The sequence below is a fragment of the Methanosarcina sediminis genome (assembly GCF_052056915.1).
Lineage (GTDB): Archaea > Halobacteriota > Methanosarcinia > Methanosarcinales > Methanosarcinaceae > MTP4.
Map to the genome: position 1 here is coordinate 3,029,682 of NZ_CP195119.1, position 14,566 is coordinate 3,044,247.

Sequence of the window (14,566 nt, forward strand, 5' to 3'; positions counted from 1 at the left end):
TTCAAAAAATATATTATGGTTTCGTAGTCAAAATTTTGCCAGTGAACAGGCTGTCGTACTTCCGAAAGGCTCATATCCTCCGGAAAAGGAATCATTATAAATAAATTATTTTTTCCCCGGACATTTCCAGCTCCGCTGTGTTCTCTGTCTCAGAACTCTTCCGATCTCAGAATGCTTTCCTTATCTTTTCAGCCATTCCTTCAAGATTGGCGGTATCTGGCTCTGTCCAGACGATGGATTTGATCCCTCTTCCTCCGTCTCCCTTCTTTCTGGGGATCACGTGGACGTGGACATGGGGGACTTCCTGTCCGGCAACCTCCCCGTTGTTGACCCCTATATTCATTCCGTTAGCTGAAAAAGCCTTCTCAAGGGCAAGCGTAACTTTTTTTGCAGCTTCAAAAAGTGCTGCAATGTCTTCCGCTCCCAGGTCCGTGAAACTGTTAAAGTGCTTCTTTGGGGCAACTAGCGTATGCCCCTCGCTTGCAGGATTTATGTCAAGAAATGCGTACACGGCTTCGTCTTCATAGACTCTGTATGAAGGTATTTCTCCTGATACGATTTTGCAAAAAAGGCAGTCTTCTGTCATGAATTGTACCCCCATAGAGTTTTGTGGGCTTCGTTTATATCAGGCTTCGGTTTCCTGGTAGGGTTCCTGCTAAAAGCTCTTTTTCAGCTCTTTTTGTAAGAAATAGATTTAACACATTGTGCCCAAAAATACCTATATCCGGAAAATAATGCCCGTACCCGGAGAATGAATCTGAAGATTGAGATAAATCTGGAGATTGAAAATAAATGGGTGAAAGCATAAAAGGTGCACTTGTCGGCCTGGTCTGTACCACTATCTTTTATTTCATTCCTGGCGTGAATGTAATCGCTCCTTTCCTCGGAGGTCTTCTCGGCGGCTACGTGGCCGACGGAGGCTTTGGAGGAGGGCTTAAAGCAGGGGTACTGATGACTGTCTTTATGGTGCTTCCGGGTTTCCTTCTGGCAGGCTTTCTCGGGGCCGTGCTCAGTGATATTCCCGTGCTGGGTGGGTTTGTAGCGGTATCCGGCGTTATAATTACGCTGATCCTGGTGGCCCATACTGCTATAATAGGTATCATCGGTTCGGCAATCGGGGCAATTCTTGCAGAAAGAAAACTGGCTTGAGACAATAACCGTTTTAAATTGGTGAACAGGTTTAACTGGTGAACAGGTTTAATTGGTGAACAGGTTTAATTGGTGAACAGGTTTAATTGGTGAACAGGTTTAATTGGTGAACAGGTTTAATTGGTGAACAGGTTTAATTGGTGAACAGGTTTAATTGGTAAGCCTATTTGAAAGGATAAACTGGTTAAAGCCCCTGTACGGGAGGTCTTCAAATCAGTATTTTGTCTTTCTCTATCCCGTAAAGTTCTCCTTTTTTGTTCTCAAGTTCAGCGTTCCCTTCATAATTCATCCCTGGTTTCCAGGCTCTTTTCTGAGAGGAGTTCCGTAAAGCGGGTTACCTTTTCCGGGTATGCTTTCAGCTAGTTTTAATTATTATTAAAATAATACTATAAGTCACTTGATGTTGATGATTAGTTTACGTTGATGATCAGTTTATGTTGATTATTTATACCCTCTGCATCCGGATTGCCTGCTATATAGGATTGGATACCGGAGTTTTGGGGAAGGTGTTTACATGAGTAATTCCGCCACCGAAGAGCTGGCTTTCACCCATGCGGTTCTCGAAGGCACTTCTTACGAAGTCGGGTACCTGCAGGGAGCAGCGATCAAAGATTACCCGCAGGCTGTGGAGTTTTTCACTTCGGGGGAGGGTCTATTTTCCGACCTCGAGTTTGCAGGTGTAATTGATCTTTTTGATGATTTTTGTCCCGGGTTGAACGAAGAAATCGAAGGCTTTGCTGACTGCCTGGATGTGTCTCCCGAACAGGCCATTTACTATGCGAGTACTTACCTGAAAGCAGGACCTTCTCCCGAAGAAAGTGGGAACTGCAGCCATATGGCGGTCTTGCCTTCAATCTCCGAAAACGAGCATGTTCTGGTCGGAAGGAGTTATGAATTCAGTGACAGGATAGACGACTTGCGGCTCTGTACCACCCGCATAAAGGGAAAGGCTGATCACATAGGTTTTTCGACCTTCTTTTTCGGGCGGAGTGAGGGCATGAATGAGCACGGACTTTCCACGACCATGTCCTCGGCAAGAGTTCCGGTCGGGGTGGGGGAGGGGATGCAGCCGCTCCCACAAAGCGGTTTCCAGTCCTGGGCAGTTCTGAGGGCAGTGCTTGATTACTGCAAGAATGTGGAAGAGGCGCTTGCGCTTATGGATGAAATGCCTCTCTGCTGCAACCTTAACCTGATTGTGGCTGACCGGAGGGGAAAGGCGGCCCTGATTGAAATCTCGGGGAGAGAGAAGGCTGTTAAGCTTCTCGACGCTTCTTCTGAAGAACAGTTCCTGTGCTCAACCAACCATCTTACTATCCCCAGCATGGTCCCGCACATCCCCTATGCGATGAAAAATTCTGCTTTAAGGCAGGAGATTCTCGAATCAAGCCTTCAGGAGGCATCCCCTGAAATCGGGCCGGGAACATTGAGCAGAATATTTACGCAAAAGTACCCTGATGGGGTCTGCTGTTCCTATTATGACGAATTTTTCGGAACCCTCAGGTCCCTTATCTTTGATCTGACCACAGGGGAAACCAGGGTCTGTTTCGGGCCTCCGGCGCTTAACGAATGGCACATTTTCAACCTTGAAAACCCTTCCACCTCCGGCGTGTACCAGGCAAAAATCGTTAAGGAAAAGGCTGAACCCGGTTTCTGGGAAATTGTAGCTCTCGATTGATTTAACTTCAGGTTTTCTTCTTTAAAATGAAAAAATAGAAAAGAGAATAGCTTTAGTCTCTTTTCTTCAAAACCAGGAATTGGACAAGGATCATGAATATGGGCAGGGAAATTGCCACAAGCACTTTTTTCATCCCGATCGGTTTCTTTTCTTCAGCATTTTCTTCTATTTCCGCACTCCCGTTAACGACTCCGTCTTCTCCTAATTCTCCGAGACTGCTGGGAACTCCTTTCAGCTCTCCTTCAGGGTCTTCGATTGTTTCTTCTTCCCCCGTATACTCGGTTATTGCAAAGGGAGAGAAACCGGGAGTTGTAGCCTTAAAGTAGACGTATTGCTCGTTTTCTCCCATTTTCTCGGTTTCCAGAGGGTTCCATTTTTTGTCGTAGTGGAGCAGGGTTATCAGGGATTCGTTGATCCCGTTCTTTTCAATCCAGCTTTTTTCCACTCTGAACTCGATATATGCGTTATCGAGAAATTCCGGAAGTCCGGCTCCTTTGTCCCCTACCCATATGTTCAGGTTTTTGTATATCCTTCCGGGTGGAAGGTTTGAGGCGAAGACGGACTTTTCCTTAAGTACTTCTACGATGGTGGTTGTCTTCTTAAAAGTCCTCTTTGGATCGAATTCTATAACGGTAATGCATGTGACGTTCTCAGGGAACTCATACCTTACATGGTAGCCGTTGATTATGTACCTGGTGGAAAGTTCTTTTACTTCAACGTTCCGTGCAGGTTCTTTTGAGCCTCCCGAACTGCTTGAACTGGAAGAGCTTGAAGACCCTCCGCCTCCTCCACCTCCCCCGCTTGAAGTAACTACGGTTTCTTTGGCGACATTAATGGTCTTTGTGATTTCGTTGTTTGTTTCACTGCCTTCAAGCACCTCATTTCCGGTGTCTACAACTGCTTTGACTTCTATTTTTCCTTCCTCTCCTGCTACCCAGGAAAAAGTTCCTCCAAAAGTCTCCCCCGCAGAAAGTGCCGGTACTGTCAGGTTCCCTTCATTTGCCCCTTCAATCTCGTATTCAAGAACGTTTTCTTCCGATCCTGCAGTGCCCGTATTTTTCACCGTTACCGTGAAAGTTACGCTCTCATTGGGTTCGGGCTTTTCCGGTGCCCAGGTAAGTGAATCTATAACCAGGTCAGGGTACTCAACAAGCGTTGTTTTCACGCTTACTTCTTTTGTAAATTCGTTGTTTGTATCATCGCTTTCAGGCACCTTATCCTCAAAGTCCAGGTGCACCTTTACCTCCATCACTCCTTCTTTGTCGGGGGTCAGGGAAAATTCTGCGTTTGTTTCCGACCCTGCGAGAAGTAGTGGGATGGAGATTTCTCCCACGGGAGTCCCGTTGATATAATATTTTGCAATGCTTTCCGGGGAAACTGCCAGCCCCTGGTTTTTCACCTTCAGGGTGAAATTTAACGGTTTTCCGGTATCAGGGTCAGAAGGTTCCCAGGAGAGGTCTTCGACTACAAGGTCCGGATAATTCTGTCCTTCTACTCTTATCGATATCGTTTCTTCATTGTTCCCTTCATCACTTTCGGTAACTTGCCCCCCTGCATCTGCCTGTGCCAGGATATTCACCATTCCCTCCGTCTCCGGGGTCCATGGAAATGATATTTCCGAACTTGATCCCGGTTCAAGGTCCGGTATTATTCTCTCTCCAATATCACTTTCTGCAATATAGTACTCCAGGTCTGTCTCTGGGGATTTTTCCGTTCCCTGGTTTTTTACAATTGCCTTTACAGTTACTGTGTCTCCAGGTTTCGGATTGGACGGGTCTGCCGTGAGTGTTTCGATTATAAGGTCGGGAAATGTTTGTTTTATTACATCGATTGATACTGTTTTTTCGTTGTTCCATTCATTGCTTTCTTCAACCTGATTCCCCGCATCTGCCTTTGCAAGGATATTCACTGTTTCTTCAGTAGCTGGGGTCCATGCAAATGATATTTCTGAACTTGATCCCGGTTCAAGCCCTGGAATTTTCCTTTCTCCATTCCAGGTTTCATCAATATAGTACTCCAGGTCTGTCTCTGGGGATTTTTCCGTTCCCTGGTTTTTTACAATTGCCTTTACAGTTACTGTGTCTCCAGGTTTCGGATTGGACGGGTCTGCCGTGAGTGTTTCGATTATAAGATCGGGAAATGTTTGTTTTGTTACTTCTAATGATACTGTTTTTTCATTGTTCCATTCATTGCTTTCTTCAACCTGATTCCCCGCGTCTGCCCATGCCAGGATATTCACTGTTTCTTCCGTCTCCGGGATCCATGGAAATGATATTTCCAAACTTGATTCCGGTTCTAGTTCCGGTACTATTCCCTTTCCTATCCCACTTCCTGCAATATAGTACGTCAGGTCTGTCTCATCGGATTTTTCGTTTCCCTGGTTTTTTACAATTGTTGTTAGAATTACCGTCTCTCCAGGTTCCGGGTTGGACGGATTTGCTGTGAAATCTTCGATTACCAGGTCTGGGTATGTTTGTTTTTCCACTACGACGTAATCTGATTCATCGTTGTTCCATTCATTGCTTTCAAAAACCAGGTTATCCTCATCTACCCTTGCCCTTATCCAATTGATTCCTTCGGTTTCCGGGACCCACTGGTAAGATCTGGAAAGGCTTGATTTTGCGGAGAGTTCCGGCAACTGGACCTCTCCGATATACCCTTCATTAACGTAGAATGCGATATTTGTCTGTCCGGACCTCTCATTTCCCCGGTTTCTTACCGTTACTGCTATGTTTACTGTCTCCCCCGGTTCCAGGTTGTCAGGTTCCACCGAGAATGCTGTTATTATAAGGTCAGGAAACATTTTCTTTTTTGCAGTTATGTTCAATGTTTTTTCATTGTTCTCCTCATCGCTTTCAGGAACTATATCTTCGGAATCCACTACCGCTCTTATCTCGGCTTCCCCATCGGTTTCGGGGGTCCATTCGAACGAGATTGAATAACTTGATCCCGGAGTTAGTTCGGGCACATCTCCTTCCTCTGCATAAGTTCCGAGATAACTACCTTCATCATAGTAGTTGAGGTCCGGGATCTCCTCTTCCCCCGTATAAACCCCATCAACATAGAATTCAAGATTTGTCGGCCCCGATTTCTCTGTTCCCAGGTTCTTTACAGTCACTGTTACGGTTGCCGTTTGGCCTGGCTCCGGCTCGGTAGGGTTACTGGAAATTGTTTCGACTACCAGATCCGGATACTTTTGTTTTTTTACTTCTATTGATTCTGTTTTTACGTTGTTCCACTCATCGCTTTCGGAAACATAGTTTTCCGAATCTGCCCATACCAGGATATTCACTGTTCCTTCCGTACTCGGTGTCCACGTTTCCGAGATCTGAGAACTTGACCCCGGATCAAGTTCAGGTATTTCTCTTTCCCCTATCCCTACTAAGTCAATATTATACGCAAGGTTTGTTTTTATTGATCTCTCCGTCCCCTGGTTTTTTACAGTTGCCGTTATAGTTATCATGTCTCCGGGTTCCGGATTCTCTGGTTCCGTTGTGAGTGTTTCGATTACAAGGTCCGGTAAGTTTTCCACGGACGAATTATTTCCGTCTCCGGAAACCATGTCATCCCCGTCCCCCGCAGATACTGTTCCGGGTATCATTAAAATAAATATAAGAGTTATCAGTGTTACTATAATAAATGAATACTAAATAGTGACCTTCATTTTCATTATCCCTTGCCCCCTTTAGCCAGAAATGGAAACGTCTGGTCTATCAATAACTTATAAATCTGGTAATTATATAAGTCATAGAAATAAAACTTCTCATTTTTTTTACTGAATAAAGTTTCAGGACATAATTCCCACCTGAAATTTTGGGATTCTACCTTGAAATGGCAGCCGGGAATCTCTCAAAACTTCTCTGTTTTGCTCCCGTATTTCATCCTCAGCAGTCCCAGAATAACTCCAAGCCCCGCCCCCAGTATGAGCCCGAGTTTTACATCTCCTAAGATGATTCCGCTTCCGCTTCCGACTAACCATCCTCCTGCGAATGCAATTACTGCATCGTTCTTCCTTTGTTCTCCCTCTTCCTGCTCCCCCATGAAAGTAGATTGGCTTGCCTGAGATTTATATGTGCAGGTCTTTATTTTTTTAATCGGTTTTGGATTTCAGGATTTTTGCCGGATGTCAGGGTTTTTTATATGAGTCCGGATATGCAGGTTCAGGCCTGCGGGATATATTCAAAGTTCCAGAGCGGTAGGCCCCTGACTTCCCCTTTTTCCAGGTGTTCAAGCTCATGTGCCGCACTGTATGCAGGGGTGCCCTTAAGTGAGATCTTTTTTTTCTCTATTTCCCGGATAAAAATCTTCTTTTTCCCGGGGTCCACCTGTGCAAGGACTATCTTTCTTGCCTTCAGGATCATGCGGTAAGGCCTTATAACAAGCTCTCGTTCCCCTTTTCGTCCGCATTTTTCGAGTCTGTATACGCTGCCTTCCTGCTTCAAGATTTCAGGGTCAATAAAAAGGTAAACCTCCTCAAGGGTGTAGCCGGCTTTGTTTTCTTCGTCATAATAGGTTGTCACGTCCTTTACTGCAATGCTTCTGCTTTCCTCCGCGGCGTAACTCCAGGAACCCCCGGACTTCAGGGAAAGTAGCAGAGGCAGAAAAACGTCTTCCTGAATCCCGAAGCTCAAAAGGATTTTTCTTTCCTGTGCTGAGAACTTGAATATCGCCAGAATATCTTCAGCTTCCATGAGCACCCCCAAATAACTGGAATATCGAAGTTTATTTAAGTTTCTTCCGGCGTGTGTATTTTAGTTTAATCATCTGAGTCATTTTGAGTTGTGAGGTATTTTGAGTTGTGAGGTATTTTGAGTTGTGAGGTATTTTGAGTTGTGAGGTATTTTGAGTTGTGAGGTATTTTGAGTTATGAGGTATTTTGAGTCATTTTGAGTCATTTTAAGATATTTTTGAATTTTCACTCGTGAGGTCTTTTTGATGTATGAAGAAAAAATGAAAACTTACATCTCTGCAAACGGTGTCGGGGCCGAACACCTGAGCTTCAATGCTTCCTGTCACTCGGTTGAAGAAGCAGCTGAAACCGTCGGGGCATCCCCTAAGGATTTTGTAAAGAGCATCTGCCTCCTTGACCCGGATGGGAACCTTATTGTAGGTGTTGTCAAAGGGGAGGACCGGGTCAGCACTTCAAGGGTCGGAAAAATCCTGGAGGTCGAAAGGCCCAGAACCGCTCTCCCTGAAGAAATCCTCGAAAAAACCGGGTACCCCTGCGGAGGGACTCCTCCTTTCGGATTTGAAGCCATTTTCCTTATTGACCCGAAGGTTACGGAAAAAGAGCTTGTATATGCCGGGGGAGGCTCTGAGACTTCCCTTCTCAGGGTCCCGCCAGAAGAACTACAGAGGGTAAACGGTGGGAAAGTCGTAAGGATAAGGAAATAAGAGACCTGCGGGGTGAAAAGATAGTAAATTACAGGAACACAAAATGAAAAGTTGAAGTAAAAATGGTAACTTAAAAGCGGTAACTTAAAAGCGGGTGGCGGAAAAGAAGGTCTGGAAAAAAGCAGTTGGAAAAGCATGGGGCAAAAATGAGCCCCATTTGAAGGGCAATTAAAAAAATAGATGCAAAAACCTGTTCAGACGATCAGGTATTTGCTTTCCTTGACCTGTGCCCTGGTGTCGACTCCCAGGATTCCGGCAAGTTCTACTCCTTCACTTCCGATTTCGGAAAGCTGGTTGTAGATTTCAGCTCTGGAGATGTATTTTTCTGTTCTGGTTCCGTCGGCTTCCTCAAGCTTGATCGTGATTTCCTCTTTGTTGTGCCCTTTTGTGAGGCATTCATGGACTATTGTCCCGTATTGTTCGGCAATCACTTTCAGGCAGTCAAAGACCTGGTTGTTGGAAATGGCATCTTCTTCGTCAATGAGGACCTTTGAGAGGGAATAGGTGCGGATGTTTGCTTTCAGGTAAGCCTGGATTTTTCCGGGGATCTTTGCAAGGCTTCCAATGTCAACAAGAGCTCCCAGTTCCTTGTCGGCTGTGATCTCCTTGTCTTCATCGTAGACAAAATACCTGTTATCCCCGCCTTCAATCCTGAACTTCTTTTTTGCTTTTTTGTCTTCGAGGCTCAGACGGATGTTTTTCTGGCTGTCATACTCCAGGGAAGTTACAAGCAGGGCAGAAAGCTCCTGCATTTTTATCTTTTCTTCCTTCCGGAGAAGCCCTGTCTTTGTCCAGCCCGGAAGGCTCAGACTGCCTATCAGTTTCTCAACGGTTAACCCTTCTTCTGCAAAGCCCAGTTTGTACCTGTACTGCAGCCCTGAAACCGAACCTTCCATCTGTCCGGAAAGAGTATTTCCTTTTGTGGAAAGTTCAAAACTTTTTTCGGCTCCGTAAACACCTGATATTAAAAACTTACTAAGTATCTCGAGTATGTTGGTCTCAATTCTTTGATATTCAAGGGAGGCTCCACTCTCAACCTTTTTTGTCTCTGTTTCGAAAACTTCTCGCTCTTTCCCGATATTTTCGTTGCACGTTGCTAGGACTGCGTCCACACAGGGGCGGGTCTCCTCTGTGTCGATTTCTTCGGCAAGCTTTTTCACCAGGGAATTGAAACGTTCTTCAAATAGATTTAGTTGTTCTATTTTGTTTTTCAGTGCAAGGAGTAATTCCTTGTTCTTGCACTTGATTTCTATTATGGAGTTCTCCAGAGGTATCACTCTGGCCGTAACCTCCATGAACGTTTTCAGATCCTCAATGAAATCTCGCTGCACAGGCAGTTCCGTAGAGTCCTGATATGTATATCTCATAAGAGCACCCTGAATATCTAAACAAACCCTTCAAATATTCTATGCGGTATGTCTATATAATATTTTATCTAAATGTTGCTGTTATTTTATGAAAGTATTTTCCTTCCCCGGGCTTTTATATTTTCCAGGAGTGTCCCGGGCCCACATCCTAACTTTTAAAAGCTGTCAGAGCAAAACTTTCCTTACAGGGTCCAGGATCTCGTTTATGTATTTTGCAGCTGAGTTTTTAAGGTCCATCGGGTGAAGGTCTTCGGCTGCAAAGGCGCTTTCCATTTCGGAGTAGCTGTTGTATTTAAGGTCCCCTCCGAACTTTTCCGGCCTTTCGATTACGATTTTCTCGTATCTCGGGAAGATATGGTAGCGGAAAAGGGCAAGAATCGGGTTTTCTTCTGTATCTCCCATCTTGCAGAACGCTTTCTTGAATTTTTTGTATATGTCTTCTTCAGTGTCGTCCACAGAAATAAAGTTATCCTTTGAAGAAGCCATCTTGGTCCCATCGAGGCCCAGGAGAATCGGGGTGTGGATACAGACCGGAGTCGGGAAACCCAGAGCTTTGAGGTTTTCACGGGCAAGCATGTGAATCTTCCTCTGGTCAATTCCGCCAACAGCAACGTCTACTCCTAGCATGGCAATATCAATTGCCTGCATGAGGGGGTAGACCATCTGGGAGACCATGGGGTTGTCCATTGCACGCCCTACCTCATCCATGCTCCTCGTGGCCCTGTTAAGGGTCACTGCCTGGGAAAGCTTGAGCACGTTTAACATGTACTCAGATCCCAGCTGGTAGTCCGACCCGTATACGAAATCGGTCTTTTCTTCATCAAGCCCGAGGGCAATAAAACAGCGCCTGTTGTAGTCCGCAACTTTCCGGACCTCTTCAAGTGTCCCTTTCTTGTTCAGGTAAGCGTGCACGTCTGCCAGTAAAACAGTAATCTTGAATCCCGCATTCTGCAAATCGATTAACTTGTTCACGGTAAGGACATGCCCCATGTGGATTTTTCCACTTGGTTCGTATCCTACATATGCGCAGGGGGCTTCTTTTTTCTTGAGAAGTTCTTCAAGTTCTTCTTCAGTTACGATTTCCTGAACATTCCTTTTTATAAGCTCAAGTCTGTCCATTGCCTCTACATTCCTGACGTTTATCTTGTAATTTTTTTCTAAGTCTTAATTCTAACCATTATTTTTTCCGGAATAGTCGGTATCCTGGATTTCCGGAACTCCTCTCGTCCGTACTATACGGAGCGAATGGTCGTGAATCTTCTTCGTATTCAGAAAACTCAGTTTCTATTAATAAGTTTCTCTAATAGCGCTTTCCCTTCTTCGGATTTGAATTTCGGGATATCCCAATTCTGGATGATTTTTGTGCGCAGGGCCCCTGTCTCCCTCCCGAGTACGGGGTTGAAACCGGAAATCTCATACTCTGTCCTGTAAATAAGGATTCCTCTCCGCTGCCAGGCAGGAACTGCCGCAATGTTGGTTCCCCTTTCGAAAAGCAGTTCGTGGATGTCCCTTTCTCTTTTCCTTCTCAGGAATTTCGAGGCTTCGGCCCCTCCCATGCCTTCTTTCCTCAGGGTATAGTACCCGTAGGAGAAAACACAATTGCGCCAGGCTTCAAGCTGCCTCCAGTGCAGGTATTCCTGAATTTCTTCTTTTTGCAGGGCAACAACCCTTGCGTCAAAAGCCAGGGGTTTTTCAAGTCCCAGGGATAACGTAAGTGCGCTTCCCAGATAGCTTGCCGTGACCGAATCAATTTTTTCGACTCTTCCGCCAAAAGGGGGGTCAAAGAACAAAAGGTTAACTTCATCCGAAAAAGTGTAGGCAAAAAGGGGGCTTATGCCGCTTTTTTTAATAAATAGTTCTGCAGTATCTGCCATTGCCCTGGCAAACCTTTCGTCATAGGGCTTTCTAATGTCCAGGTTCAAAAGCGTATTTTTGAAATTCCTGCCGTCAGCGCGCACAATCACGGGAGATACACAGCGCATCTCAGCATAGATTTCCCGGTTTTTCATAGAAATTTTGTAAAAATTACTTCAGTCTTCTTTCTGTTTTTTGTATCTCTGGATGACATCCCGGATTATGATGATATCTGCTGCTGTTATTACCCACCTGTAGGGAATGATGACGCCTTTGCTACTCAGGTCAAAGAGGTCCCTGTTGATGTCCGAAACCGCAAGCCCGCTGATTTTCTGACTCTCAACATCAATCACAACGTCCTGCAACTTCCCTACATAAACACCAGCGTTGGTGTATATGTTCAAGCCAAAGAGTGATGTAAGTTCTGCGCGCATTATATCCCTGCTTTGTAAATTAATTTCAATACTTCTCTCTATCCTATATGAAACACATACTTATATATGTTATAGTTTTGCCAAATTTTCTTCTACATTTATCCCGGAACTGAAGAGTCTTCTGTATTTGTGAGTATTTTTACTCAGTTGTTGGTGAATTTTTAGTTGTTTATTATAATTATTATGTATTTAACTTGACGCAGGGCCGGAAAGGGAAATGAAAAAAAAAGCAGGTAAAGATGGGAAATCTCAGACCCCCAGCCCTGAGATTACCTTCCTTATGGTTTCTGCTGACTTCCTGAGGATTTCATACTGTTCCTCGCTGAGTTCGAGTTCCAGAATTTCTTCAACTCCCGATGCCCCGAGTTTTACAGGAACTCCGAAGTAGATCCCCTCCTGCTCGTATTCTCCTTCAAGGTAAGCGGAAGCGGGAAGTATCCTCTTTGAATCCTTCAGCACCGCCTCTGCCATCCGGGCAACGGCTGCCGAAGGCGCGTAAAAAGCACTTCCTTGTTTGAGCAGGCCCACTATTTCGGCTCCACCATTCACGGTCCTGTCCACCAGGCGTGCGATCTCTCCTTCCGGAAGAAGTTCTGTGAGTGGGATCCCCGAAACCGTGGTGTACTGGGGAAGCGGGACCATCAGGTCTCCGTGCCCTCCTATAACCATGGCTTCAACATCTTTTTTAGAACATCTGAGTTCCTCTGCAATGAAACTTGCAAAACGCCCCGCGTCCAGGACTCCACTCATCCCGAAGACTTTTTCAGGCTCAAAGCCTGTCGCCTTCAAAGCAGTGTAAGTGATTATATCTAGCGGGTTTGTAACATTCATCACGATGGAGCTCGGTGCATATTTCGCAATATTCTTCGAAACTTCATTTATTATTTTAGTATTGGTACTGATCAGGTCTTCCCTGCTCATACCAGGCTTCCTGGCGATCCCGGCCGTGATGATCACGAGGTCCGAGTCGGCAATGTCTTCGTAGTCATTGCTGCCTCTGATGGCGGTATCATAGCCAACGATGGCTCCCGCCTGCATGAGGTCCAGGGCTTTTCCCTGGGGCAGCCCCTCTACTATATCGGTCATGACAATTTCGCCAAGTTCCAGTTCGGCAAGCCGCTGAACTGTGGTCGCACCAACATTTCCTGCACCAATCACGGAAATTTTAGCCATTTATTTGAACACCTGTGGTTTGAAAATATTTTTGTAGGACGCCTTTCTGGAATCCATTTTTTATGAATATTTGTAATGTTTCCCCGAATCCGGTTAAAGGATATCAACAATGTTTCTTCTAATTCAGTTTAATAATATTATCTATGTTTTTTCCTTCTTAAATTTGAAGATATCATTAATTTTTTCTTAATTCGGGTTATATATATCAACAATGTCTTTCCAATTCGGTTTAAGGATATCAACAATGTTTTTCCAATTCGATTTAATAATATTATTTATGTGTTTCCCAATCCAATTTAATAATATTCTTAATGTCCCCCCAAATCCGGTTTAAATTCTCTATAATGTGTTTTTTCGAATTATCAATCTGCTAGACTATTATTTTGATATTTATCTTTTTGTTATTATTTTCTTTGGGGTGTTTATAATAATCGGGCAACAGAGGGAGTTTAATTATGCTGATCGCGGCTATTTTTTTGGAATTGTCTAATTGTTAATTATGGTCAGGTTGCTTAATTATGATCAGGTTGCTTAATTATGATCAGGTTGCTTAATTATGATCAGGTTGCTTAATTACGATCGGATTGCTTAATTATGATCGGATTGCTTAATTATGATCGGATTGCTTAATTATGATCGGATTGCTCAATTGCGATATTACGCACCCTAACACTTTCAGTCCCCATACAGTATTTTTATTAAACATTAATCCCAATGGTTCAGGTGAAAAACATGTTAAAGAGTACGTATATCCATATTCCCGGCGTAGGGAAGACGGTGGAGCAGAAAATCTGGGCTTCGGGGATTCGAAGCTGGGAAGAATTTCTCGAAAAGCAGGATCTCGTCTCCATTTCCCCTGCCAGGAAGGAGAAGATCCTTGAAGGGATCAGGCATTCTTCGGAGCGGCTGGAGGCAAACGACTGTTGCTATTTCTCAAAGTGTCTGCCTTCTTCCGAACACTGGCGTGCATATCCCTTTTTTTCGGATTCCGTGGCATTTGTGGACATAGAGACAACCGGCCTTTCCTCGGACAGGGACTACATAACCGTTGTGGGGATCTATGATGGCAAGGAAGCCAAAACCTACGTTCGAGGGATAAATCTCGATGAGATCATGGAAGAGTTTTCAAAATACAAGCTGCTGGTTTCCTTCAACGGAGCCCGGTTTGATCTCCCCTTCATAAAATCTGAGTACCCGGATCTTGAGTTCAGCCAGCTTCATATTGACCTTATGTATCCCCTCCGGCGTATCGGGTACAGTGGGGGGCTCAAGCATATCGAAAAGGTCCTCGGGATTTCCCGGAGTGAAGACACGGAAGGTCTAAGCGGATTCGATGCGGTCAGGCTTTGGAAACAGTATGAGAAAGGAAACCGGGCTGCTCTTGACACACTTCTCAATTATAACAAGGAGGATATAGTTAATTTGAAAACAATTATCGAACTTACTTACCCGAAAATGGTTGAAAAGGCTCTTGGATCCTGCAACCGTTGAAGCTTTTCCAAAAGGAGGTTGGACAACAG

At 44.7% G+C, this 14,566-nt stretch carries 13 protein-coding genes; 4 read left to right on the forward strand and 9 right to left on the reverse strand.

Annotation, left to right across the window (positions count from 1 at the left end):
* Window positions 1–166 precede the first annotated feature (166 nt).
* The gene (locus ACSAZK_RS13185; RefSeq protein WP_440954566.1) at window positions 167–586 is read right to left on the reverse strand and encodes an HIT family protein; all 420 of its coding nucleotides are present in this window, start codon (window positions 584–586) and stop codon (window positions 167–169) included.
* A 206-nt stretch (window positions 587–792) separates the two neighbouring features.
* Between ACSAZK_RS13185 and ACSAZK_RS13190 the strand changes: the two genes are divergently transcribed.
* A complete protein-coding gene (locus tag ACSAZK_RS13190) occupies window positions 793–1,149 on the forward strand; it encodes a DUF5518 domain-containing protein (RefSeq protein WP_440954567.1) in 357 nt (118 codons plus the stop codon).
* A gap of 514 nt (window positions 1,150–1,663) precedes the next feature.
* Window positions 1,664–2,824: a C45 family autoproteolytic acyltransferase/hydolase gene (locus tag ACSAZK_RS13195; protein ID WP_440954568.1), complete on the forward strand. Its 1,161-nt coding sequence runs from the start codon at window positions 1,664–1,666 to the stop codon at window positions 2,822–2,824.
* 52 nt (window positions 2,825–2,876) lie between these two features.
* On the opposite strand, the gene ACSAZK_RS13200 is transcribed toward ACSAZK_RS13195, so the two are convergent.
* The 3 genes from ACSAZK_RS13200 to ACSAZK_RS13210 form a co-directional block, all read right to left on the reverse strand.
* Window positions 2,877–6,425, reverse strand: a complete 3,549-nt coding sequence (locus tag ACSAZK_RS13200; protein ID WP_440954569.1) for a CARDB domain-containing protein — start codon at window positions 6,423–6,425, stop codon at window positions 2,877–2,879.
* 248 nt (window positions 6,426–6,673) lie between these two features.
* Window positions 6,674–6,865: a hypothetical protein gene (locus ACSAZK_RS13205; protein ID WP_440954570.1), complete on the reverse strand. Its 192-nt coding sequence runs from the start codon at window positions 6,863–6,865 to the stop codon at window positions 6,674–6,676.
* A 119-nt stretch (window positions 6,866–6,984) separates the two neighbouring features.
* The gene (locus ACSAZK_RS13210; RefSeq protein ID WP_440954571.1) at window positions 6,985–7,515 is read right to left on the reverse strand and encodes a putative ATP-dependent zinc protease; all 531 of its coding nucleotides are present in this window, start codon (window positions 7,513–7,515) and stop codon (window positions 6,985–6,987) included.
* Window positions 7,516–7,759: 244 nt separating this feature from the next.
* Here ACSAZK_RS13210 and ACSAZK_RS13215 point away from each other — a divergent pair, with 244 nt between their 5' ends.
* Window positions 7,760–8,218: an aminoacyl-tRNA deacylase gene (locus ACSAZK_RS13215; protein ID WP_440954572.1), complete on the forward strand. Its 459-nt coding sequence runs from the start codon at window positions 7,760–7,762 to the stop codon at window positions 8,216–8,218.
* Between the two features lie 194 nt (window positions 8,219–8,412).
* Here the strand turns inward: ACSAZK_RS13215 and ACSAZK_RS13220 are convergent, their stop codons facing one another.
* From ACSAZK_RS13220 to mdh, 5 genes are all read right to left on the reverse strand, one after another.
* Entirely contained in the window at window positions 8,413–9,585 is a 1,173-nt protein-coding gene (locus ACSAZK_RS13220; protein WP_440954573.1) for a chromosome segregation ATPase, read from the reverse strand.
* 165 nt (window positions 9,586–9,750) lie between these two features.
* A complete protein-coding gene (locus ACSAZK_RS13225; RefSeq protein ID WP_440954574.1) occupies window positions 9,751–10,704 on the reverse strand; it encodes a tyrosine--tRNA ligase in 954 nt (317 codons plus the stop codon).
* Between the two features lie 158 nt (window positions 10,705–10,862).
* Window positions 10,863–11,594 (reverse strand): tRNA(His) guanylyltransferase Thg1 family protein, encoded by a 732-nt coding sequence (locus ACSAZK_RS13230; protein WP_440954575.1) that lies wholly within the window; start codon window positions 11,592–11,594, stop codon window positions 10,863–10,865.
* Window positions 11,595–11,615: 21 nt separating this feature from the next.
* Window positions 11,616–11,873 carry a PRC-barrel domain-containing protein gene (locus ACSAZK_RS13235; protein ID WP_048180759.1) on the reverse strand — a complete coding sequence of 86 codons (258 nt, stop codon included), beginning with the start codon at window positions 11,871–11,873 and terminating at the stop codon, window positions 11,616–11,618.
* A 249-nt stretch (window positions 11,874–12,122) separates the two neighbouring features.
* Window positions 12,123–13,046, reverse strand: a complete 924-nt coding sequence (gene mdh, locus ACSAZK_RS13240; protein WP_440954576.1) for a malate dehydrogenase — start codon at window positions 13,044–13,046, stop codon at window positions 12,123–12,125.
* 732 nt (window positions 13,047–13,778) lie between these two features.
* Between mdh and ACSAZK_RS13245 the strand changes: the two genes are divergently transcribed.
* Window positions 13,779–14,537 (forward strand): ribonuclease H-like domain-containing protein, encoded by a 759-nt coding sequence (locus ACSAZK_RS13245; protein ID WP_440957020.1) that lies wholly within the window; start codon window positions 13,779–13,781, stop codon window positions 14,535–14,537.
* Window positions 14,538–14,566 lie beyond the last annotated feature (29 nt).

What these genes read in the sequence shown, in the direction of transcription:
- ACSAZK_RS13185 (WP_440954566.1), bottom strand. Translation starts at nt 586, where the DNA reads ATGACAGAAGACTGCCTTTTTTGCAAAATCGTATCAGGAGAAATACCT.
- ACSAZK_RS13220 (WP_440954573.1), bottom strand. Translation starts at nt 9,585, where the DNA reads ATGAGATATACATATCAGGACTCTACGGAACTGCCTGTGCAGCGAGAT.
- mdh (WP_440954576.1), bottom strand. Translation starts at nt 13,046, where the DNA reads ATGGCTAAAATTTCCGTGATTGGTGCAGGAAATGTTGGTGCGACCACA.
- ACSAZK_RS13215 (WP_440954572.1), top strand. Translation starts at nt 7,760, where the DNA reads ATGTATGAAGAAAAAATGAAAACTTACATCTCTGCAAACGGTGTCGGG.
- ACSAZK_RS13210 (WP_440954571.1), bottom strand. Translation starts at nt 7,515, where the DNA reads ATGGAAGCTGAAGATATTCTGGCGATATTCAAGTTCTCAGCACAGGAA.
- ACSAZK_RS13245 (WP_440957020.1), top strand. Translation starts at nt 13,779, where the DNA reads ATGTTAAAGAGTACGTATATCCATATTCCCGGCGTAGGGAAGACGGTG.
- ACSAZK_RS13225 (WP_440954574.1), bottom strand. Translation starts at nt 10,704, where the DNA reads ATGGACAGACTTGAGCTTATAAAAAGGAATGTTCAGGAAATCGTAACT.
- ACSAZK_RS13200 (WP_440954569.1), bottom strand. Translation starts at nt 6,425, where the DNA reads ATGATACCCGGAACAGTATCTGCGGGGGACGGGGATGACATGGTTTCC.
- ACSAZK_RS13230 (WP_440954575.1), bottom strand. Translation starts at nt 11,594, where the DNA reads ATGAAAAACCGGGAAATCTATGCTGAGATGCGCTGTGTATCTCCCGTG.
- ACSAZK_RS13195 (WP_440954568.1), top strand. Translation starts at nt 1,664, where the DNA reads ATGAGTAATTCCGCCACCGAAGAGCTGGCTTTCACCCATGCGGTTCTC.
- ACSAZK_RS13205 (WP_440954570.1), bottom strand. Translation starts at nt 6,865, where the DNA reads ATGGGGGAGCAGGAAGAGGGAGAACAAAGGAAGAACGATGCAGTAATT.
- ACSAZK_RS13235 (WP_048180759.1), bottom strand. Translation starts at nt 11,873, where the DNA reads ATGCGCGCAGAACTTACATCACTCTTTGGCTTGAACATATACACCAAC.
- ACSAZK_RS13190 (WP_440954567.1), top strand. Translation starts at nt 793, where the DNA reads ATGGGTGAAAGCATAAAAGGTGCACTTGTCGGCCTGGTCTGTACCACT.